19 protein-coding genes are annotated in these 22,114 nt (G+C 61.0%); 9 read left to right on the plus strand and 10 right to left on the minus strand.

All coding sequences use genetic code 11. The features are described from left to right. The first annotated feature begins 14 nt into the window (after positions 1–14). The 3 genes from mglA to AAHA39_RS13635 are packed head-to-tail and all read left to right on the plus strand — an operon-like array spanning position 15 to position 4,347. The gene (gene mglA / locus AAHA39_RS13625; protein WP_042029537.1) at positions 15–1,535 is read left to right on the plus strand and encodes a galactose/methyl galactoside ABC transporter ATP-binding protein MglA; all 1,521 of its coding nucleotides are present in this window, start codon (positions 15–17) and stop codon (positions 1,533–1,535) included. A gap of 16 nt (positions 1,536–1,551) precedes the next feature. Continuing rightward, complete coding sequence (mglC, locus tag AAHA39_RS13630; protein ID WP_040069707.1) at positions 1,552–2,562, plus strand: galactose/methyl galactoside ABC transporter permease MglC; 1,011 nt, start codon at positions 1,552–1,554, stop codon at positions 2,560–2,562. A gap of 51 nt (positions 2,563–2,613) precedes the next feature. Beyond that, the gene (locus AAHA39_RS13635) at positions 2,614–4,347 is read left to right on the plus strand and encodes a methyl-accepting chemotaxis protein (RefSeq protein ID WP_320656273.1); all 1,734 of its coding nucleotides are present in this window, start codon (positions 2,614–2,616) and stop codon (positions 4,345–4,347) included. 59 nt (positions 4,348–4,406) lie between these two features. Here AAHA39_RS13635 and trmA read toward each other — a convergent pair whose 3' ends face one another. Then, positions 4,407–5,540 carry a tRNA (uridine(54)-C5)-methyltransferase TrmA gene (trmA, locus tag AAHA39_RS13640; RefSeq protein ID WP_185227949.1) on the minus strand — a complete coding sequence of 378 codons (1,134 nt, stop codon included), beginning with the start codon at positions 5,538–5,540 and terminating at the stop codon, positions 4,407–4,409. Positions 5,541–5,710: 170 nt separating this feature from the next. Here trmA and AAHA39_RS13645 point away from each other — a divergent pair, with 170 nt between their 5' ends. Together AAHA39_RS13645 and AAHA39_RS13650 are read left to right on the plus strand one after the other, a co-directional pair. Beyond that, positions 5,711–6,859, plus strand: a complete 1,149-nt coding sequence (locus AAHA39_RS13645; protein WP_043850621.1) for a DUF5610 domain-containing protein — start codon at positions 5,711–5,713, stop codon at positions 6,857–6,859. Positions 6,860–6,953: 94 nt separating this feature from the next. Beyond that, the gene (locus tag AAHA39_RS13650) at positions 6,954–7,487 is read left to right on the plus strand and encodes an ATP--cob(I)alamin adenosyltransferase (RefSeq protein ID WP_182926798.1); all 534 of its coding nucleotides are present in this window, start codon (positions 6,954–6,956) and stop codon (positions 7,485–7,487) included. Positions 7,488–7,597: 110 nt separating this feature from the next. Here the strand turns inward: AAHA39_RS13650 and malZ are convergent, their stop codons facing one another. The 9 genes from malZ to AAHA39_RS13695 all read right to left on the minus strand — a co-directional run bounded on the left by malZ (position 7,598) and on the right by AAHA39_RS13695 (position 16,243). After that, the gene (malZ, locus tag AAHA39_RS13655; protein ID WP_320656274.1) at positions 7,598–9,427 is read right to left on the minus strand and encodes a maltodextrin glucosidase; all 1,830 of its coding nucleotides are present in this window, start codon (positions 9,425–9,427) and stop codon (positions 7,598–7,600) included. 5 nt (positions 9,428–9,432) lie between these two features. Continuing rightward, positions 9,433–10,281 (minus strand): HDOD domain-containing protein, encoded by an 849-nt coding sequence (locus AAHA39_RS13660; protein ID WP_033115641.1) that lies wholly within the window; start codon positions 10,279–10,281, stop codon positions 9,433–9,435. Between the two features lie 70 nt (positions 10,282–10,351). Then, positions 10,352–10,768, minus strand: a complete 417-nt coding sequence (locus AAHA39_RS13665) for an META domain-containing protein (RefSeq protein ID WP_201962845.1) — start codon at positions 10,766–10,768, stop codon at positions 10,352–10,354. Positions 10,769–10,914: 146 nt separating this feature from the next. Continuing rightward, positions 10,915–12,282 (minus strand): molecular chaperone, encoded by a 1,368-nt coding sequence (gene yegD / locus AAHA39_RS13670; RefSeq protein ID WP_320656275.1) that lies wholly within the window; start codon positions 12,280–12,282, stop codon positions 10,915–10,917. Between the two features lie 103 nt (positions 12,283–12,385). Beyond that, positions 12,386–13,375: a 2-hydroxyacid dehydrogenase gene (locus AAHA39_RS13675; protein WP_320656276.1), complete on the minus strand. Its 990-nt coding sequence runs from the start codon at positions 13,373–13,375 to the stop codon at positions 12,386–12,388. Between the two features lie 74 nt (positions 13,376–13,449). Continuing rightward, a complete protein-coding gene (locus tag AAHA39_RS13680; protein ID WP_041209750.1) occupies positions 13,450–13,944 on the minus strand; it encodes a CreA family protein in 495 nt (164 codons plus the stop codon). A gap of 26 nt (positions 13,945–13,970) precedes the next feature. Then, the gene (locus tag AAHA39_RS13685; protein WP_320656277.1) at positions 13,971–14,417 is read right to left on the minus strand and encodes an Mpo1 family 2-hydroxy fatty acid dioxygenase; all 447 of its coding nucleotides are present in this window, start codon (positions 14,415–14,417) and stop codon (positions 13,971–13,973) included. Between the two features lie 434 nt (positions 14,418–14,851). Continuing rightward, positions 14,852–15,706 carry a hypothetical protein gene (locus AAHA39_RS13690; protein ID WP_320656278.1) on the minus strand — a complete coding sequence of 285 codons (855 nt, stop codon included), beginning with the start codon at positions 15,704–15,706 and terminating at the stop codon, positions 14,852–14,854. 150 nt (positions 15,707–15,856) lie between these two features. Beyond that, positions 15,857–16,243: a TraR/DksA family transcriptional regulator gene (locus tag AAHA39_RS13695; protein WP_033115635.1), complete on the minus strand. Its 387-nt coding sequence runs from the start codon at positions 16,241–16,243 to the stop codon at positions 15,857–15,859. A 467-nt stretch (positions 16,244–16,710) separates the two neighbouring features. Between AAHA39_RS13695 and AAHA39_RS13700 the strand changes: the two genes are divergently transcribed. The 4 genes from AAHA39_RS13700 (at position 16,711) to AAHA39_RS13715 (ending at position 22,062) form a co-directional block, all read left to right on the plus strand. Continuing rightward, entirely contained in the window at positions 16,711–18,042 is a 1,332-nt protein-coding gene (locus tag AAHA39_RS13700; protein ID WP_041209747.1) for a glutamine synthetase family protein, read from the plus strand. Between the two features lie 300 nt (positions 18,043–18,342). Continuing rightward, the gene (locus AAHA39_RS13705; RefSeq protein ID WP_139394623.1) at positions 18,343–19,704 is read left to right on the plus strand and encodes an aspartate aminotransferase family protein; all 1,362 of its coding nucleotides are present in this window, start codon (positions 18,343–18,345) and stop codon (positions 19,702–19,704) included. Between the two features lie 54 nt (positions 19,705–19,758). Beyond that, positions 19,759–20,856, plus strand: coding sequence for a polyamine ABC transporter substrate-binding protein (locus tag AAHA39_RS13710; protein ID WP_082044092.1), 1,098 nt, complete (start codon positions 19,759–19,761; stop codon positions 20,854–20,856). 120 nt (positions 20,857–20,976) lie between these two features. Continuing rightward, on the plus strand, positions 20,977–22,062 hold the full coding sequence (locus AAHA39_RS13715; protein WP_043850630.1) for a polyamine ABC transporter substrate-binding protein: 1,086 nt from the start codon (positions 20,977–20,979) through the stop codon (positions 22,060–22,062). Positions 22,063–22,114 lie beyond the last annotated feature (52 nt).

A 22,114-nucleotide genomic window follows, 5' to 3' on the forward strand; every position in this document is an offset into this window, starting at 1 on the left:
TTCAACCAGATGTGATGGCTGATATGACAACACAGCAACAATCAGAATGGCTGTTGGAGATGATTGACGTCAGTAAGAGCTTTCCTGGCGTCAAGGCACTCGATAATGTCAATTTACGGGTCCGTCCTCATTCTGTGCATGCGTTGATGGGCGAGAACGGGGCGGGAAAATCGACACTGCTCAAGTGCCTGTTCGGCATCTACGAGAAGGATCAGGGCAAGATCTTCTTCAAGGGGCAGGAGATCAACTTCACCTCCTCCAAAGAGGCGCTGGAGAACGGCGTTTCCATGGTGCATCAGGAGCTCAACCTGGTGCTGCAGCGCTCGGTGATGGACAACATGTGGCTCGGTCGCTACCCAACCAAAGGGTGGTTTATCGACCACGGCAAGATGTACGAAGATACCAAGCGCATCTTCGAGGAGCTGGATATCGACATCGACCCGCGGGTCAAGGTGGCGACCCTCTCCGTCTCCCAGATGCAGATGATCGAGATCGCCAAGGCGTTCTCCTACGATGCCAAGATCGTCATCATGGACGAGCCTACCTCCTCGCTGACCGAGAAAGAGGTGAGTCACCTCTTCAAGATCATCAACAAGCTGAAGGACAAGGGGTGCGGCATCGTCTACATCTCTCACAAGATGGAAGAGATCTTCCAGCTCTGTGACGAGATCACCATATTGCGGGATGGCCAGTGGGTGGCAACTCAGCCGCTCAAGGGGATGACCATGGATCAGATCATCGGCATGATGGTCGGTCGCGAGCTCACCCAGCGCTTCCCGGAAAAAACCAACCAGCCGAAAGAGGTGATCCTCGAGGTCGAACATCTGACGGCGAAGAACCAGCCCTCCATTCAGGACATCACCTTCAACCTGCACAAGGGGGAGATCCTCGGTGTCGCCGGGTTGGTGGGGGCCAAGCGCACCGACATCGTCGAGACCCTGTTCGGCATTCGCGATCGCAGCCAGGGCAGCATCAAGCTGCATGGCAAAGAGGTGGCCAACCACAACGCCCACGAAGCGATCCGCAACGGCTTTGCGCTGGTGACCGAGGAGCGCCGCTCCACCGGTATCTACTCCCGTCTCGATATCGCCTTCAACTCCCTGATCGCCAACATGGACAACTACAAGGGCTCCATGGGGCTGCTCAGCGACAACAAGATGAAGAGCGATACCCAGTGGGTCATCGACTCCATGCGGGTCAAGACGCCGACCCAGCAGACCCAGATCGGTTCCCTCTCCGGGGGCAACCAGCAGAAGGTGATCATCGGCCGCTGGCTGTTGACCCAGCCGGAGATCCTGATGCTGGACGAACCGACCCGCGGTATCGACGTGGGTGCCAAGTTCGAGATCTATCAGCTCATTCTGGAGCTGGCGAAGAAGGAGAAGGGGATCATCATCATCTCCTCCGAAATGCCCGAACTGCTCGGCATCACCGACCGCATCATGGTCATGAGCAATGGCCGGGTCGCCGGGATCGTCAACACCAAAGAAACTGACCAGAGCGAGATACTGCGCCTGGCATCTCTGTACCTCTAGAGACAGGAAGACATTTATGGAGTCGGCTAAAAATTTCAATCTGATGCGGGCGCTCAAGGAGAACGGCATCTACGTGGTGCTGCTGGTGCTGCTCATGATCATCGTGATCAAGGAACCCTCCTTCCTGAGTCTCACCAACTTCAGCAACATCCTGACCCAGTCCTCGGTGCGGGTCATTATCGCGCTGGGGGTGGCAGGCATCATCATCACCCAGGGTACGGATCTCTCGGCCGGTCGTCAGGTCGGTCTGGCGGCGCTGATCGCGGCGACCATGCTGCAGGCACTGACCAACGTCAACAAGGTCTTCCCGACGCTGGGGGAGGTGCCCATTCCTGCGGTGATCCTGCTGGTGTGCGTGGTGGGTGCCCTGATAGGTCTGGTCAACGGTCTTATCGTCGCCTATCTGAACGTGACCCCCTTTATCACCACCTTGGGGACCATGATCATCGTTTACGGCATCAACTCCCTCTACTTCGACTCGGTGGGCGCTTCGCCGGTGGCCGGTTTTGACCCCCGCTTCTCCAGCTTCGCCCAGGGCTTTATCCGGATCGGCGGCTTCAAGCTCTCGTACCTCACCTTCTACGCGGCCATCGCCAGCGTCTTTGTCTGGGTGCTGTGGAACAAGACCCGCTTTGGCAAGAACATCTTCGCCATCGGCGGCAACCCCGAGGCAGCCAAGGTCTCCGGTGTCAACGTTGCGGTCAATCTGGTGATGATCTATGCGCTGGCTGGGGTATTCTACGCCTTCGGCGGCATGCTGGAAGCGGGCCGGATCGGCAGTGCCACCAACAACCTCGGCTTCATGTACGAGCTCGATGCCATCGCCGCCTGCGTGGTGGGCGGGGTGTCGTTTGCCGGCGGGGTGGGAACTGTCGCAGGTGTGATCACCGGCGTACTTATCTTCACCCTGATCAACTATGGTTTGACCTATATCGGCGTCAGCCCTTACTGGCAGTTCATCATCAAGGGCGGCATCATCATTCTGGCGGTGGCATTGGACTCCATGAAGTACGCCAAGAAGAAATAACGATTGGCAGGGAGGGTTGGCAGTGCCAGCCCTCTCTTCTGGAGGGATCCCATGCCATTCAAGGTCAAGATTTACGTCCTGTTGCTGCTGGCCATTCTGGTCACCATCGGTACCGCCTGGTTCAGCGTCAATCACTTCATCAGCGCCTACATCCGCACCCAGGCGACCAAGAACATCAACGAACAGATCACCTTGGTCAAAGAGAAGCTGGCCAGCGACATCAATCAGAAAATCCTGCTGGCCGCCAACCTCAACTTCGGGGTGACCAACGTCAAGAAGACCCTGCAAGAGACAGGCTTTCACAATATCGTCAAAGTGATCGGTGACATGGCGTTCGACGTGAGCGGTGTCATCAACGATACGGCCAAGGTCGATGCGCTGCGCAAGCTGATCCCCGCCGCCAACAACCAGATCACCGTCAGTCCGCTGCAACAGGTGGATGGCAAGCCGGTCATCACCATACTGGTGCCGCGCGGTGCAGATTCGGCCTATCTCTACTACCTCGACATGAGCGAGTTCAAGAGCCTGCTGGCGAAGATGAGTGGCGAGGGGCGCTACTTCTCGCTGGCCGATGGCCAGGGCAATGAGCTCTACAACAGCAAACCGCAGGGGGAGAGCGAAGCGCGCCCCAATCAGCTGGATATTCGCGGCAACAGCTGGACCCTGACCGGCTACATCGACCTCGACTACATCCAGGCCATGACCCGGGCACTCAACGGCCAGATCATCATGGCGCTGCTTGGCGTCGCCGCGGTGGTGATGGTACTCGCCATACTGGCGCTCAACGTGGCTTATCGCCCCATCCTCTCGCTGCGGGATCTGGTGCTGGAGCTCTCTCGCGGCAGTGGCGATCTCACCCGCCGGCTGGCGGTGACCAGTACCGATGATCTGGGCCAGATCTCGGCCGGCATCAACCGCTTTATCGAGCGGCTGCAGGAGATGATGGGCGAGGTGCAGGAGGCGAGCGGTCAGCTCAACAGCGGCATTGCCGGATTGGCCAGCCAGACTGGCGCAGCCCAGTCCCTGCTGGCGGATCATGTGCGCGAGACCGAACAGGTGGTGACTGCCATCAACGAGATGAGCCGCACCGCAGTCTCGGTGTCGGAAAGTGCAGCCAGCACCGCCCGGCTCACCGGCCAGAGCCAGCAGCTGGCGAGCCAGTCCCGGCAGGTGGTGGATCAGGCGATGGCCAGCGTGATGGCGCTGGTGGACGAGGTGGAGGAGACTGCCCGCTCCATCGAGGCGATGCAGCAGGATGTGCAGCAGATAGGCTCCGTGCTGGGGGTGATCGGTAGCATTGCCGAGCAGACCAACCTGTTGGCCCTCAACGCTGCTATCGAGGCGGCTCGTGCTGGCGAGCAGGGGCGTGGCTTTGCAGTGGTGGCCGATGAGGTTCGCTCCCTTGCCGCCCGCACCCAGCAGAGCACGGCGGAGATCCAGACCATGCTGGCCAGCCTGCAACGGGGCAGCCGCACCGTGGTGGAGGCGATGGAGAACACCAAGCAGAGTTGTCAGGGGGCGGCCGAGAACACTACCAGGGTCAATGAGTCGCTGGATCTGATGGCGGGAGAGGTGGTGGAGATCAATGATCTCATCAGCCATATCGCCACGGCGGCGGAGCAGCAGAGCGCAGTGGCGGAGGAGATCAACCGCAACATGAGCGCCATCGCCGAGGTGATCCGCCAGCTGACCCACAACGGGGAGGCGACGGTCGCCAGTTCAGGTTCGATGCAGCAGACCTACGATCGGCTCAGGGAGATAGTAAGCCACTTCCGGCTGCGGTAATGGCCGGATACGCCATAAAAAAACAGGGCCAAGCGGCCCTGTTTTTGTATCCCTTCGAATCAACCCGCCTTGCGGCGCAGGTAGACCCCGGCCTCCATATGGTGGGTCCAGGGGAACTGGTCGAACAGGGCGAAGCGGGCGATCTCGTGGGTTTCGCCCAGCACGGCCATGTTGGCTTGCAGGGTTTCCGGGTTGCAGGAGATGTAGAGGATGTTGTCGTACTCCTGCACCAGCTTGACGGTGGCATCGTCGAGACCGGCGCGGGGCGGGTCGACGAAGATGGTGTTGCACTGGTAAGCGCCGAGATCGACCCCCTTGAGGCGGTTGAACTCCCGCTCGCCACGCATCGCCATGGTGAACTCCTCGGCTGACATGCGCAGGATGATCAGGTTGTCGACACCGTTGGCGGCGATGTTGAACTGGGCGGAGTCAACGCTCGGCTTGGCGATCTCGGTGGCCAGTACCTTGCGGAAGTTCTGCGCCAGCGCGATGGAGAAGTTGCCATTGCCGCAGTAGAGCTCCAGCAGATCCCCTTCGCTCCCCTTGGTGACTTCCAGCGCCCAGCCCAGCATCTGCTCGTTGATGGCGGCGTTGGGCTGGGTGAAGCTGTTCTCCACCTGCTTGTAGATGAGCTGGCGACCGGCCACGTTGAGCTGCTCGATGACAAAGTCATCGCCCAGACAGATCTTCTGCTTGTGAGCACGGCCAATCAGCTGCAGCTCGAAACCCTTGGCGCGCAGATCGGCCTGCAGCGCCTCGGCGGCCTGCTGCCACTCGTTCTCCAGCTTGCGATGGTAGAGCAGGCTGACGATGATCTGGCCGGACTGGGTGGAGAGGTAGTCGATTTGGAACAGCTTGCGACGCAGCACCTGATGGGGGCGCAGCCCCTCCAGCAGCACCGGCATCAGCTGGTTGATGAGGCGGCTGGCAGTGGGGAAGTGGTCGACCCGGATAATCTCTTTGGTCGCCGGGGCATACATGCAGTGAAAGAGGTCGTCCCCCTCGTGCCAGATGCGAAATTCGGCGCGCATCCGGTAGTACTCCGCCGGTGAGCTGTGCACCTCCAGCGCGGGAGGGTTGAAGCTGGCAAACAGCCCGGTGAGGCGCGCGCTCTTCTCATCGAGCTGGGCCTGGTAGTCGGCCGGGGTTCTTGGCGCCGGAGCATCCGCAGAAGGCTGTTGGGACTGGGTCATAGATACCTCATGTGCACACCGGCCGGGCCGGGTCGAAATCGCAGGATGGCAACAGGCCACCCAAAGGGGCCCGATTTTAAAAGCCAGCCACAGATTGTCCAGCATTTTGTGGTCAAGAAATGTTCAGTCAGGCCGATACCGGATCTACAGGCATGGTGGGAGGACACATTATGCAGATCGACGGCGTGGGCGCAGCCCAACCCAAGGGAGTGGGTGTTTCTCCCAAATCGCCGCAACAGGCGGAGTCAAAACAGCTCAACAGCGAGGATGAGGTCTCCTTGCACAAGCCCCCGAAGTGGGCACAGGTGCTGATCCAGCAGGCGCTGCAGTTTGCGCTGGAGATTAACGGGCAGAGCTATCAGGCGCCCAAGACCCAGGATCAGCCGGAAGAGGTTACCCCGGATACCCTGTTCGACTTCCAGTCGGTGGCGGACAACGTGTTGCAGTTTGTCACCGGGCGGCTGGGTGCGGCCCGCGCCGACGGCAAGTCGGATGATGCCCTGACCGGCATGATGGAGCAGGCCCGCAAAGGGGTGGACAAGGGGTTTGGTGATGCCCGCAAGCAGCTGGGTGACTGGGCTGACAACGGCGATATCAAGACCGGCATGGATCAGAGCTACAAGCTGATCCAGAAGGGGCTCGACGAGTTTGAGAAGGAGTTCTTTGGCAAGGTCTCCACGACCGATATGGGGCAGGCCGAGATGGCCAGTCGCCAGCAGGGTTCGCTGGAGATCCAGACCAAGGATGGCGACAAGGTGGTGCTGCGCTTCAACGACAGCTGGCAGACCCGATCCCAGAAGAGCGACAGCGGCAGCCAGTTCAGTCTCAAATCGAGCCAGAGCTTCAGCTTTTCGCTGGAGGGTGATCTCAGCAAGGAGGAGATGGACTCCATCGGCAAGCTGGTCAAGGGGATCGACGGTCTGGCCGGCGACTTCTTCTCCGGCAATCTGGATGATGTGCTGAAGAAGGCGGGCGACCTGAAGCTGGATGACACCCAGCTGGCCTCTTACTCGCTCAAGCTCAAGCAGAGCGTCAAGCTGAGCCAGACCTATCAGGGGGCCAGCTCCCTGCAGGATCTGCTCAAGCCGTTTGCCGACTATCTGCCCAAGCTGGACGAGGTACAGAAGCAGGCCGATGCCGTGCTGCCGGAGTCCCAGCAGCAGGCGCTGACCCCGGCCGTGCTGGCTGCGCGTGGTCAGACTGATCCGGCGCAGGTCAGCAGTTTCACCAGCTTCAACGAACGCATGCTGCAGGCATTGCGGATGCTGAGCCAGTTCCAGCCCGCGACCGACCCTGCCAGCAGCGGCAAGAGTGCCTGAGTGCTTGCCATCGGGATTGATTAACTCCTGACCGGCCGTTTGCCAGCTCCTGCGGGGGCTGGCAAACTGGCCTTTTTCCCGATGCGGCCAGCCAATGAACCCGAAAAAGCCCCGAGACAAGCGCGAGCTTTGCTACCCCTTCATCTTCGAAACCTCGCTCAAGTGTGACTTCGAGATCGCCACCGATGAACTCTGCTGCCAGGTCGGTGCAGTGCTGTCACACCTCTCGCCGGATGCCGATATTGCGCCCATGCTGGCGGATCTCGCGGCATTGCAGCGCCTCATTTACAACCTCAACGGCTCGGTGCGGGGCAAACTGGGGATCTTCGAGGCAGACCTTGAGTGGCTCAAGGCCCGTTACGACCACTACAACGAGGCGAGCCGGGGCCGGGTCACCGGTTTTGTGCTGCCGCAGGGGCCGCAGCCGATCCCGACCCTGCATCTGTGCCGCTGTGGCAGCAAGAAGGTGGTGCGACTGCTGGTGCGCCTCGAGGAGAGCGGTGTCAGCTTCGACCCTATCCTCTACCGCTTCGCCAACCTGCTGGCCAACTTCTTTTTCGTGCTCACCGTCTATCTCAAACAGCTGTGGCAGGTAGCGGAAGTGCCCTACGTCAGCATCAACTACTGATGCTCAGCCCGGTTCGCTGGTGCTCTGCACAAGGGCACTGCCGGCCAGCTGTGGCGCATAAAAAACCGGAGCCCACAGGCTCCGGTTTTTTATATGCGAGATAACGCTATTCAACTGGAGAGCAGCACCCGGGCCGAGTTGGCCGGGATGGTCAGCTGCAGCTCCCCCTGCACCACCTCGAACTTCTCGCCGTTGAAGGCATCGGTGAAGCGGCTGGCCGGGCTCGCGGTCTGCCACAGGGGCAGGCTGATGGTGCGCGGCTCGCTCGGGTGGCGGTTGCAGGCAACTACCACCTGATCGCTTTGCAGGGTGCGGGCGAACACATAGCTGTGGGGGCCGGCGTAGAGGGTCTGGATATCACCGCGGCGCAGGGAGGGGCGCTGGCGGCGGATCTGGATCAGCCGACGATAGTGGTCGTGCAGCACGTGATCCCAGGCGGTGGTCTCCCACGGGAAGCAGCGGCGGCAGTCCGGGTCGTTGCCGCCGGACAGCCCCACTTCATCGCCGTAGTAGATGGATGGCACGCCGATATAGGTGAGCAGCAACGTGGCCGCGAGGCGCATCCGCTGCTTGTCCTCACCCAGCAGGTGGAGGAAGCGCGCAGTGTCGTGGCTGTCCAGCAAGTTGAACTGGGCCAGCTGGTTTTTGAACGGGATGTGGGCCCGCGCCAGCTTGAGCCAGCGATCCAGCTCTTCGGCACTGATCTTGATGGGGTGGTAGGCGATATCCTTGCCGGCCAGGAAGGCGCGGATCGGATGGGCGAAGCCGTAGTAGTTCATGGCGCCGTCCTCCTGATCCCCCTGTAGCCACTGGCTCGCCTCGAAGAAGTGTTCGCCGAGCACGTAGGCGTCCGGGTTCTCCTGCTTCACCGCCCCGCGAATGGCGCGCACGTGGCCGCTGTTGCCCTCGGCGGTGCCGCGCTCACCCAGCATGTGGATGACGTCGAAGCGCCAGCCGTCGATCTGGTAGGGGGCGCGCATCCAGTAGCGCAGGATGGCATCGTCAGCTCGATAGACGGCGTCCTGCACCTTCTCGCAGGAGAAGTCGAGCTTGGGCAGGCTGCGAATGCCCTTCCAGCTGACGTAATCCCCTTCGTTGTCAAAGGTGTAGAAGCTGCGCCACGGCGAATCCGGGTTGCTCTGGGCGCCGAGTGGCGGGCAGAACCAGGGGTGCTGGGTCGAGGTGTGGTTGACCACCGCATCCAGAATGATCTTCATGCCGCGCTGGTGCAGGTTGCGGGTCAGCTCGGCGAACTGCTCGTTGCTGCCGAGGTGGGCATCCACCTTGAAGTAGTCCTGGGTGTCGTACTTGTGGTTGCTCGGCGAATCGAAGATGGGGTTGAGGTAGAGCGCCGTCACCCCGAGAGATTGCAGATAGTGCAGCTTGGCATCGATGCCCGCTAGATCGCCGCCATAGAATTCGCAGGCGCCGTGGCCCTCTTCGTGGCGACTGACCGGCTCGCCCCACGCCTTGCTGATGACCGCCTTGCCGCGATACTCGTACTCGTGATGCTTGACGCTGAGGGACGGGTCGCCGTTGTAGAAGCGGTCGGGGAAAATCTGGTAGAACACCTGATCCTGCACCCAGGCCGGTGGCTGGTGCAGGCTATTGAAGCGAAAATGCTGCTCGCGCGGCGGCATGGCGGCGCTGACGCCAGCGCCGTGCAGCCACCACTGCTCCTCGTCGGTGAGGCACTTGAAGCAGTAGAGGTGGATATCCTGCCCCTTGCCAAGCGGCAGGTTCACCTGCCATACCTGCAGCCGGTCGCGGGTCGAGATCGCCGTCATCGGGATCAGGTACTCCTCGTTGTCCGGCTCGTGGCGCAGCCACACCTCGCGGATGGGGGCATCCAGCTCGCTGAAAAGGGTCAGTTGCAGGGCATCGGCACTCTCTTTGAACCAGGGCGCCACCTGGGGATGAAACAGAAACGGATGGGTCATGATGCTTATTGAGTCAGAAGATCGGCGAGGGCATTACCCTGTTCATGCAGTGTTTCGAGCTGGCCGGCCAGCGACTTGGGATCCAGTCCCAGCTGATCGGCGAGCGGTTTGGGGAAGCGGGCTATGATGGCCTGGGCAGGCACCCCGGCGTTCCAGGCGAAGGAGATGAACACTGCCAGACGGATCAGTACCGCCTCCTTGCTGACCGGATCGTGGGAGAGGGGATCCAGCTGCTGGGAGATGGCGTCGACAAAGCTCTCCGACAGGTTCCAGCGCCGCGCCAGCTCGGCACCGAGCTGGGCATAGTCATAGCCCAGCATCTCGCGCTGGGCCTCGACCCGGCTGCTCCCCTTCTGGATCGCCAGATTGATGAGCTCCGCCTCTTCCGGCAAGGTGCTCTGGATCAGCAGCTCGCCGATGTTGTGGATGAGGGCGCAGGTAAAGGCGGTCTCGGGGTCGAGCACCTTGGCCTCCTGCGCCAGCGTCTTGGCGATGGTGGCGACCTGAAAGGTCTCGGTCCAGAACTTGTTCTTGTCGAAGCTGGGGGGCGCCTTGAAGCTGCCGATGATGCCGGAGGCGACCACGATGGAGCGCAACCGGTTGAAGCCGAGGCGGATCACCGCCTGATCGATGGAGGTCACTTCGTTGCCACGGCGCAGGGCGGCCGAGTTGGCCATCCGCAGCACCTTGACGCTGATCACCTGATCCATGGCGATCTTGGCCGCAATCTCGTCGATGCGGGCATTCTCGTCGTTGAAGCTCTGCATCAACTCGTGCAGCAGCTTGGGAATGGTGGGGAGTTGTTTGATCTTGTCAAACAGACGATCCATCGACATGGCTGAGGCAGCCTCCATTGCGAACACTGCCTCATATTGTGCCACAGCCGGGCAACATGTTCCTGTTTGTAATGCCGGTTTGTGAGCCCTAGAGCACCCAGTCGCGCAGGGTGTATTCCAAACGGTGCTGTTTGCCCTGCAGTACCAGGTCTTGGCTGGAGCCGCTCAGGGTCGCCCCCTCGGTCAGAGTGGTCAATACGGCCTGTTCTATGGTGTCGAGCGGGGGCATGCAGGCCATCTCGGTGCTGCCCAGACTGGTGACCCAGAACTTGTCCCCTTTCATATGGCCCTGACCGAAGTAGCGGTTGCAGCCGGCGATGCCGTTGACGGTGAAGTGCTCGCCGATCTCGAAGTCGGGCGGATTGTCGCGCAAGGCGGCAACCGGTTCGCCATCCAGCTTGCTCAATACCCAGTGGTGATGTTGCAGATCCTGCCGGACAAAGGGGGCTGAACTGCAGCCGGCGAGCAGGAAGAGGGGGATGAGCAGGAGTGACAATCTGGACATGGCGGGGCTCCGGTTGATGGGAGCCGCAAGCATAGCCTGTTTGCTTGCCCTGTAGCAGGGCGGAAGCTGGGGCGACCGACCGCTTCTGTCGCCCCTTTGCCGCCAGAGTGTCGTTAAATGGCAACACTCTGACGATTTAGCCCCATTCAGGGCTTGGCTGCGAAGATCCGATCGGCATAACGGGCCAGACCGGCGGCCACCGAGCCGAAGTCATCGCCACCCTCGAGCGGGATGGTCGGCAGCTTCTGGCGGATAAAGCTGGCGATCAGCGGCGAGCGGGCGCTACCGCCGGTGACGAAGATGCGGTCGGGTTGCACCCCGGCGGCGGCGATCGCCTCATCCATCAGCTCGCCAATCTTCTCCAGCAGCAGGGCCGAGGCGCCGGCCAGCTGCTCGCGGGTCAGCTCTGCCTCCAGCCCTTTTTCCAGCTCGCTCAGGGAGTGGCGGCTGCTCTCCTGCTCCGAGAGGGCGATCTTGCCCTGCTCGGCGCGCCAGACCAGCTGGTGGCTCAGCTTGTGGGCCCGCAGGTTGGCAAGGCGGCCCAGCTTGCTGCCGGGCTGGCTGTCGAGCTGCAGATCCTGCAGCTGGCGGGCGGTATCGAGACTGTAAAAACGGCTCTGGGCGCTGACGTCGTTGATGGCGGCTGCATCCCAGAACAGCGGGTGGGGCAGCGGCTTGCCGGTTTTGAGCACCTCGTGCATGCCGAGCAGCGGCATCATCCCCTCCACCGTCAGGCGGATGTCGAAGTCGTTGCCGCCAATCCGCTGGCCGCTGTGGCCGAGCAGATCGTCGGTGCGATCGAGCCGGTCACGGTAGCTCGGGCCCATCCGCAGCATGGAGCAGTCGGTAGTACCGCCGCCGATATCCACCACCAGCACCACGGCGTCTTCGGTGAGGCGCGCCTCGAATTCAAATCCTGCTGCCACCGGCTCGTAGAGAAACTCCACCTGCTCGAAGCCGGCGATGCGGGCCGCTTCGCTCAGAATGGCGATGGCCTGACGGTTGCTCTCTTCGCCAGCCAAGCCCTGAAAGTTGACCGGACGGCCGATCACCGCCTGACGGATCGGGGCGCCGAGCTGCTGCTCCGCCTGCTGGCGGACGTGGAGCATCATGGCGCAGACGATATCTTCGAACAGGGCGATCTGGGGAGCCTTGAGGCCATAGGCGCCGAGGAAGGATTTCGGCGACTTGATGTAGTAGCCCTCGTCCGGCTCCTCCAGATAGCGCTCCAGCGCGGCACCGCCAAAGCTCAGCTCGTCGATCAGCCCCTCTTCGCGCATCTGGCGTCGCACCGCCTGGGCCCGGGTCACCACGGGGCCGCGCAGCTTGAGATAGGCCGCCTGCTGGCTGTCGGCCAGCCCTTCGGCCAGCAGGCCGGCGATGGCGTCCCGGTGCGGCGCGTGCAGGGTGGAGGGGAGGTAGCGGGAGGGGCCGAGATTGAGCAGCCGCGGGCTGCCCTGTTCCATCACGGCCACGGCACAGTTGGAGGTACCGTAATCAAATCCGATAAACATGGGCAGTCAGCTCCTTGGAAAAAAGGGGAGCTAGCCTACCCGATGGCGCCGGGTCTCACAACCCGGCGTGCAGAGATGAGGCGCTGCAGTAGCGCGCGGGGGGTTACTCGACCTCGTTGTCGCTGCGGCCCTGAATCTCGATAGCCTGAATGTTGCCGAGGGTGGTGTCAGCGATGGCGTGCAGCGCCTCGCGGGTCAGGAAGGCCTGATGACCGGTGAACAGCACGTTGTGGCAGGCTGACAGGCGGCGGAACACATCATCGGTGATCACCTCGTTGGACTTGTCGGAGAAGAAGAGATCCTCTTCCTCTTCGTAGACGTCCAGCCCCAGCGCGCCGATGCGGGAAGTCTTGAGCGCCTCGATGGCGGCGTTGGAGTCGAGCAGGCCGCCGCGGCTGGTGTTGATGATCATCACCCCGTCCTTCATCTTGGCGAACGCCTCCTGATTGAGCAGGTGGTAGTTCTCCTTGAACAGCGGGCAGTGCAGGCTGATGACGTCGGACTGGCGGAACAGGGTGTCGAGATCCACATACTCGGCCCCCAGCTCGATGGCAGCCGGATTCTGGTAAGGGTCGTTCACCAGCAGGCGCATGCCGAACCCCTTGAGGATACGCAGGGTGGCGATGCCGATCTTGCCGGTGCCGATGATGCCGGCGGTGCGGCCGTGCATGTTGAAGCCGACCAGTCCCTCCAGCGAGAAGTTGGCGTCGCGGGTGCGCTGATAGGCTTTGTGGATGCGGCGGTTGAGGCACATCATCATGCCGACCGCGTGCTCGGCCACTGCCTCGGGGGAGTAGGCGGGCACTCGCACCACCTTCAGCCCCAGCTCCCTGGCGGCGGCCAGATCCACGTTGTTGTAACCGGCGCAGCGCAGGGCGATCACCCTGGTGCCGTTGGCCGCCAGCTCGGTCAGCACCTCGCGGTCGGCGTCGTCATTAACGAACAGGCACACCACCGGGAAGCCGTGGGCCAGTCGGGCCGTCTTGGCCTCCAGCCGCACATCGAAGAACTCCAGTTCAAAGCCGAAGCGGCTGTTGGCCTGGGTGAAATGCTCTTTGTCATAGCTCTTGGTGCTGAATACGGCGACTTTCATGGTGTGCTCTCCGCAGATGATTTGTAGTTAAATTACAACAAAGCGAGTCAACTATCACCGGACAAACCGGCTGGTTATTGTCCCCACGGCATGATGGGTACGGCGCTGACTGCACTCTTGTACGAACCATCCACCAGCTTGGTGCTGTAGGTCAGGTAAACCAGCGCATTGCGCTTCTGGTCGTAAAAGCGCACCACCTTCTGCTCCTTGAACACCAGCGAGGTGCTGACGTCGAACACCTCTTCCCCCGCTTTCAGCTTCGCCGGCAGGGTGATGGGGCCAATCTGGTGGCACGAGAGGGAGGCGTGGGAGGGATCTTCCGCCAGCCCGAGCCCGCCCTTGACGCCGCCGGTCTTGGGGCGCGCCAGATAGCAGGCGACACCGTCGATGCGGGGATCGTCGAACGCCTCCACCAGGATCTTGTGGTTGGGGCCGAACAGCTTGAAGGCGGTACTCACCTCGCCGACGGTATCAGCCTTGTCGGCCAGCGCCGGGCCGGCGAACAGGGCGCCCAGCAGCAGGGGCAGGGCGCGGCGCAGAGGTGAATTAAGAGTGTGGCGGTATGACATGGTCTCTCCTGTTGGCCCGGCCCCCCTCAATAGGGAATACCCAGGCGACGATAGAGGCTGGCAAGCACCCAGGCGGGGCCTATCAGCAGAAATTGCAGGTCGGCGAGGAAGGAGGGGCGCTTGCCCTCGATCCTGTGGCCGACAAACTGGGCTATCCAGAGCAGCACGAAGATAAACAGCGCGGGCCACAGCAGCGGCCCCTGCCACTGGTGGCAGCAGGCCAGCCCGAGCGCGGTCAGCCCCGCCATCCCGACGAACAGGGCAAACGACAGCTGCAGGTAGAAGGCCAGCACCGGAATGGCGGCCACCGCAGCCCAGTTGAGCCCCGCTTGCAGCGGCCCGGCGGGCAGGCTCCAGAGCAGCCCCAGCGAGCAGAGATAGATGCCCGGCACCGCCAGCTTGTGGATGGCGACGTTGACCGGATGGCGATGGCTCTGGCCGTACTCCTCAAACCACTCTTCGATTCCCTTCATGGCACCTCCCTGGCGCACGCTCTGGTTTGCTGCTCTGGCCACCCGCGGTAAACGGGGGCGGCATCGCAAGCATGATGGCGGAAGCGAGCGACCAATGCCAGATGGCAACGCCGGCCCATGCCGCGTTCTGATCAGATAGCGGTAAGGGGTGATGCAAGAGAAATGGTTTGGATCGGGCGATGGCTCTGACGGGCCTGTGACCCGTGCTGACCGTTTGTTTGCGAGGCTTTGGTATCGCTATAAATTTAATTTATGGGTTTTGCCTTTATGGCCCAATTTTAACTTATAGCTAGCCGGATCCCGCCATAGGCGCAGCTCTGCGCCCGTCAGCGGCTGTCACAAGTGCTTGCCCGATCCCAAGCGGGGAGTCCGGCTGCATCAGCTTTGATAGGAACAAAAACAGCACCGCCCCTGACGGGGCGGCTGGCAGCTTATCACTGCGGGGGATACTCCCAATACTGCGCCGGGATGCTCTTGAGCAACGGCGTCATATCGGGGTTGGGCAGCTGGATGGTGACCCGCTGGTCGAGATTGGCGCTGGCCAGCGCTTCGCGGATCTTCGGGTTTTCACGGAAGAACTGCATGAAGCTGCCGTCGGCATAGGCCCGCTCAAGGCCGGTCTGGATCGCCTTGGCCAGCTCGGGGTACTTGGGGCTGACGAAGAAGAACTGGGCGAAGGGGTAGCGGATCAGCAGATGCTGCTCGATGGCGAGGTTGGGATATTGCGCCACCAGCTCGCTGCGCTCGGCGAAGATCTCCACCATGGCGCGCGGAAAGAAATCGACCTTGTCGCCGTCGTTGATCAGGCGAAACAGGCTGCTGAAACGACCGGAGTAGGTCGGGATGCCGGCACTTTCCAGAATCTTGTTGTCGGCCCAACCGACTCCTTGCGCCGCTTTCATCTGTCTCAAATCAGCCAGGGTATTGATCTGGTTGAACTTCTCCTGGGCATCAGCGTGAATGAAGGAGAGGCGCAGCCCTTCCAGCCCGCGAAACAGCGGAATGGGGACGGCAAGCAGGGAGGATTCGAGCGCGCTGGAGGTGCCCATCCAGAAGACGTTGATGGTCTTGCCCTTGCTCAGCTGCTGCTGGAGGGTGAACTGGTTGAGATCGAGCTCGACGGGCTGGATGCGAAAGGGGGGGCCGGAGTGGGTCAGGGCCAGTTCCAGCAGCTTGTACTGGTACTCCTGATCGAGATTGTTGACGGGGCGACTGGGCACTTTGACCGTCAGAACCTGTGCTTGTGCCAGCAGCGGCAGGCACAAACACAGTTTGATGAGCCATTTCACTCTCTGTTCTCCTGTAGAGTCCGGGACGTGCCCGGAGTCTAACAGAACTTTTCACCCTCTTGCTGCGGCGCAGTGTGCAAGATTCGGGCGTTGGCCCTTGTCTGCCGACCGCCTATTGCTGCCAGAGGAGAGTGATTTCCCGGAGAGGGATCAGGCGACGCGGCGGAACACGTGGGTATCGTTGAATTCCTTGGTGCTCTGGCACTCGACGCAGAAACGGGACTCCGGACGGGCATGCAGACGCTTGAGAGAGATCTCGTCGCCGCAAGATTCGCAGTAACCGAAATCCCCTTCGCTGATGCGCTTCAGCGCGCCGCGCAGTTTGCGCAGGTGCAGCTTGTCGTGCTCGATGCGGTTCAGCTCCAGACGGCGGGCTTCCTCGATGCTGGCACGGTCAATTTCATCGGCCATCTCGTTGGTGTCGGTGGCGATGGCCTGGCTGGCCTGGGAGTTGAGGCGATCTTCGAGTTCGAGGATCTGGCGCTCGATCTGTCCCTTGTAAAAGGCCAGTTGGTCTTCAGTCATGAAATCACACATACGATTTACTACCAGTCAGTTTACTAACCCAATTATCCCTGTTTATGGGGGCTGTCTGCCTGCAGACCAAGCCCTTGTATCCCGATTTGCACCGTTTTCATGCAAGAGAGTGCAAATCAGGGCGGGCCTTGTACCAAAAAAAAGCAGCCAAGCAAAGCAAATAGGATACGGATTGTGCGCCTTTGCAAAAAAATGGCCTCTTTAGCGGCTGATCTGACGGGATCTGACATCTGGTTCTGGCCGGTTGGCACCGGCTTTGCACTGGCGAGAGGCGAGGCCACGAGTGTTTAGTATTTGGTGCCGCATTGGTCATTATATGCGCCGTTATTTATAGTTTTTTAAACACACACCCTTGACATTGCCCTTGATGGCGGGCTTTTATGGTGGTGTTGATTACAATTTTATAACAAGGGTGTTCCATATATTAGACACCCTTGCCAATGGCAACCGTAGAGTCGGGGTTTAACATGGACAGTATCAAGGGCTGGATGGAGAGCAATCGCATCACGGAAGTGGAGTGTCTGTTCCCGGATTTCACCGGCAACGCCCGGGGCAAGATCATTCCAGCCAACAAGTTTTTGCGCGAAGGGGGCATGCGACTGCCCGAGGTGATCTTCACCCAGACAGTGACAGGTGAGTATCCGGATGACGACAGCATGATCGACCCGCTGGAGCGGGACATGCAGCTCTATCCCGACCCCAATACCATCCGCTTTGTCCCCTGGGCGCTGGAGCCTACTGCCCAGGTGATCCACGACTGTTTCGACGTCAACGGCAAGCTGATCGACATCGCGCCGCGCTCCGTGCTGCGTCGCGTTTTGTCATTTTACGAGAAGCAGGGGTGGAAACCTGTGGTGGCGCCTGAGCTGGAGTTCTATCTGGTCACCCGCAACGAAGATCCCGACTATCCGCTAATGCCGCCGGTCGGCCGCAACGGTCGCCCGGAGACCGCCCGCCAGTCGTTCAGTATCGATGCGGTCAACGAATTCGACCCCATCTTCGAGGATATGTATGACTACTGCGAGGCGCAGGAGCTGGAGGTGGATACCCTGATCCACGAATCAGGCGCCGCCCAGATGGAGATCAACTTCCTGCACGGGGATGCCATCGATCTGGCCGATCAGGTGTTCCTGTTCAAGCGCACCATGCGCGAGGCCGCCCACCGCCACGGCATCTACGCCACCTTCATGGCCAAGCCGATGAGCAACGAGCCGGGCTCCGCCATGCACATCCACCAGAGTCTCGAGGATATGAACGGCCGCAACCTGTTCGGTACCCCGGATGGTGGCAACTCCGAGCTGTTCATGCACTTCATCGCCGGTCTGCAGAAGTACACCCCGGCGGTGACTGCGCTGCTGGCTCCCAACGTCAACTCCTACCGCCGCCTCACCTTCGGCGAGAGCGCGCCGCGCAACGTCCAGTGGGGGGTGGAAAACCGCACCTGCGGCCTGCGCGTGCCCTTCTCCGATCCCAGTGCCCGCCGGGTGGAGAACCGCTTCGCCGGTGCCGATGCCAACCCCTATCTGGCGCTGGCCGCCACTCTGGCGTGCGGCTATCTCGGCATGATGGAGAAGCTGGAGCCGTTGCCGGAGATGAAATCGAGCGCCTACGAGCTGCCCTACAGCCTGCCCCGTTCACTGGAGGAGGCGCTGAGCCATCTGGAGCAGTGTGATCCCATCAAGGAGATGTTGGGCGAGCGCTTTACCCGTGCCTTTGTGGCGGTCAAACGCAAAGAGTACGAGACCTACTTCGGGGTGATCAGCCGCTGGGAGCGCGAGTTCCTGCTGCTGAACGTCTGACCCGGATGCGTGCCGGCCACGCATCGTCCGAATCGGGGAGGCAGGCAGCCTCCCCTGCCTGTAACCGGTAATACGGGATGGAGGAGTGCCTTCCCCCGCGGATGGTTGTGAGCGAAAAGTGGCTCGCCACCGCTCTGGTTGCATGGTTGATAACAGTTTTTGGCTCGAATTAAGAACGCGAGGAGCAAGCCGCGCTGCAGCCGTAGGCCGCCCGAAAGTGGCCGTGACTGCGGGAGTGGTAGCCCTCCTGATTATGTGACGAACAGAACCAGCTAAATCGAAGGAACCGAGGAGCTAACAATGCAACAGACTACCCGTGAGTGGCAGCAACAGGATGCCAGCCACCACCTGCACCCCTTTACCGACTTTCAGGCCCTGAACAAGAAGGGCAGCCGTATCATCACCAAGGCCAGTGGCGTCTATCTGGAAGACTCCGAGGGCAAGCGCATTCTGGACGGCATGGCGGGACTCTGGTGCGTCAACATGGGTTATGGTCGGCAGGAGCTGGTGGATGCCGCGGCCAGACAGATGGAGCAGCTTCCCTACTACAACCTCTTTTTCCAGACCGCGCACCCGCCGGTGATCGAGCTGGCCACCCTGCTGGCCGAAGTGACGCCATCCCATCTCAACCACGTCTTCTTTACCGGCTCAGGTTCCGAGTGCAACGACACTGTGCTGCGGATGGTGCGCCACTACTGGGCCAGCAAGGGGCAGCCGGAGAAGCAGGTGATCATCAGCCGCCACAACGCCTATCACGGCTCGACCGTGGCGGGGGCGAGTCTGGGCGGCATGAAGGGGATGCATCAGCAGGGCAACCTGCCCATTCCCGGCATAGTCCATATCGATCAGCCCTATCACTTCGGTGAAGGGCAGGGGATGAGTGCCCACGAATTCGGACTGGAGCGGGCTCGTCAGCTGGAGCAGAAGATTCTGGAGCTGGGGGTGGACAAGGTAGCTGCCTTTATCGGCGAGCCGATCCAGGGAGCGGGCGGCGTCATCATTCCGCCCGACAGCTACTGGCCCGAGATCCAGCGCATCTGCGATCACTACGGCATTCTGCTCATCGCCGACGAGGTGATCTGTGGCTTTGGCCGTACCGGTCACTGGTTTGCCAGCGAAGGGTTTGGCATCAAGCCGGATCTGATGTGTCTGGCCAAGGGAATTACCTCGGGCTACCTGCCGCTCGGTGCCGTCATGGTAAGCGACCGGGTCGCCAGGGTGCTGGTGGAGGAGGGGGGCGAGTTCAACCACGGCTTCACCTATTCGGGTCACCCGGTCTCCTGTGCGGTGGCGGTTGCCAATATCCAGCTTATGCAAAAGGAGAGCATAGTTAAGCGCGTCCATGATACCATCGGCCCCTATTTGCAGCGCCGCTGGGCGGAGCTGGCCGACCATCCGCTGGTAGGGGAAACCCGTGGCCGCGGACTGGTTGCCGCACTGGAAATAGTGCAGGACAAACAGACCAACCAGCGTTTCCCGGCGCACGCAAATGCGGGGATGACCTGCCGGGAGTTCTGCTTTAACAATGGCTTGGTGATGAGGGCGGTAGGCGATACCATGATCATATCGCCCCCCTTGGTCATCACCGAGGAACAGGTTGATGAATTGGTCAAGCTCGCCAGGCTCAGTCTGGATCTGACAGCCGCCAAGCTGAAGGGTTGAGGTGCGGCCGGGCAGGTTGGCATGCGCATACAATTTGCTTAGGAGACAAGGATGATGTCTTTCAAAACGGGAGTGATCGCTGCCTCTGTGGCTCTGGTCATGGCAAGTGCCGGAGCAATGGCCGACGAGAAGGTGCTGCACGTCTACAACTGGAGCGACTACATCGCGCCGGATACGCTGGATAACTTCCAGAAAGAGACGGGCATCAAGGTGGTGTATGACGTGTTCGACAGCAACGAGGTGCTGGAGGCCAAGTTGCTGGCCGGCAAATCGGGCTATGACATCGTCGTGCCGTCCAACCCCTTCCTGGCCAAGCAGATCAAGGCGGGCGTGTTCCAGAAACTGGACAAGTCCAAGCTTCCCAACTGGCAAAACATGGATCCTGCCCTGCTCAAGGCGCTCGAGCCGAGTGACCCGGGCAACCAGTACTCCATCCCCTACATGTGGGGCACCATCGGCTATGCCTACAACCCCGAGAAGGTGAAGGCGGTGCTGGGGGCCGATGCGCCGGTCAACTCCTGGGATCTGGTGTTCAAACCGGAGAACATGGCCAAGCTGAAGGAGTGCGGTGTCTCCTTCCTCGACTCGCCGACCGAAATGCTGCCGGCCGCCCTGCAATATCTGGGCTTCAAGCCGGATAGCCAGAAGCCGGACGAGCTGAAGAAGGCCGAGGCGCTGTTCCTCTCCATCCGTCCCTACACCGCCTATTTCCACTCCTCCAAGTACATCTCGGATCTGGCCAACGGCAACCTCTGCGTGGCGGTCGGTTACTCCGGTGACTTGCAGCAGTCGAAGGCGCGGGCGGCGGAGGCCAACAACGGCGTGTCGCTGACCTACACCATCCCGAAAGAGGGGGCGGGCAGCTTCTTTGACATGATCGCCATCCCGGCCGATGCCCAGAACGTCGAATCCGCCCACGTCTTTATCAACTATCTGATGAAGCCCGAGGTGATCGCCAACATCACCAACATGGTGAAATTCCCGAACGGCAACAAGGCGGCGACCCCGCTGGTCAATGCGGAGATCCGCAACGACCCGGGTATCTATCCGAGCGAAGAGACCATGCAGAAGATTTACACCTTCCCGGATCTGCCGGCCAAGGTGCAGCGTGTGATGACGCGCAGCTGGACCAAGATCAAGTCCGGCAAGTAAGTGACGAGTGCCCCTCCCGGTCCGCAGTTCGGCCGGGAGGGTAGTGATGCCATCTTTCGGGATGGGCCGCGCGAGAGGATGCGCAGACGGTCAACCACTAAACACAGGAGAACTGAAACCGTGCATACAACCAGATTGGCAACCATTGCCCTGACCATGGGGTTGGCAAGTGGCGTTCAGGCAGCACCTGAACTCCATTTCTACAACTGGTCTGATTATATCGGCGAGACCACCCTCAGCGATTTCCAGCAGGCGACCGGGATCAAGACCGTCTATGACGTGTTCGATTCCAACGAGACCCTGGAGGGGAAGTTGCTGACGGGGCGTACCGGTTATGATCTGGTGGTGCCCTCCAACAACTTTCTGGCCAAACAGATCAAGGCGGGAGCGTTCCAGAAGCTGGACAAATCCCTGCTGCCCAATATGGCCAACCTGGATCCGGTGCTGCTCAGCCAGCTCGACAAGGTGGATCCGGGCCATCAATACGCCGTGCCCTATCTCTGGGGTACCAACGGTATCGGCTACAACGTCGACAAGATCAAGGCCGTGCTGGGGGTCGACAAGATCGACTCCTGGGCGGTTATTTTCGAACCGGAAAACATGGAGAAGCTCTCCCGTTGCGGCGTCGCCTTCCTCGACTCCGCCGACGAGATGATCCCTGCCGCCCTCAACTATCTGGGGCTCGACCCCAACAGCCATGAGCCAGCGGACATCAAGCGGGCCGAAGAGCAGCTGCTCAAGGTGCGCCCCTATGTCGCCTACTTCCACTCCTCCAAGTACATCGGTGATCTCGCCAACGGCGATATCTGCGTGGCGGCGGGTTTTTCCGGCGACATTTTGCAGGCCGCCGCGCGGGCCAACGAGGCCGGCAAGGGGGTGAAAATTGCCTACAGCATCCCGAAGGAGGGGGGCAATCTCTGGTTCGACATGATGGCGATCCCGGCCGATGCCACCAATGTCAAAGAGGCGCACGCCCTCATCAACTACGTCCTCCAGCCCGAGGTGATCGCCAAGGTCAGCAACTATGTGGGCTATGCGAATCCCAATGCCAGGGCGGCGGCGTTCATGGATGAGAAGGTGCGCGATGATCAATCTGTTTATCCACCGCAGCCGGTGTTGGCACGACTCTATGTCTCTCAGGAACATCCTCGTGCAATCCAGCGGCTGATGACCCGGAGTTGGAGCAAGGTCAAGTCCGGAACCTAACCTTGGTGCCCGTTCGGGGGCGCCAAATTGCTTTTATGGATCGGCCGCGAGG

Origin of the sequence: Aeromonas sp. SE22 (assembly GCF_038739755.1) — a bacterium.
In the GTDB taxonomy this organism is placed as follows: Bacteria; Pseudomonadota; Gammaproteobacteria; order Enterobacterales; family Aeromonadaceae; genus Aeromonas; species Aeromonas jandaei.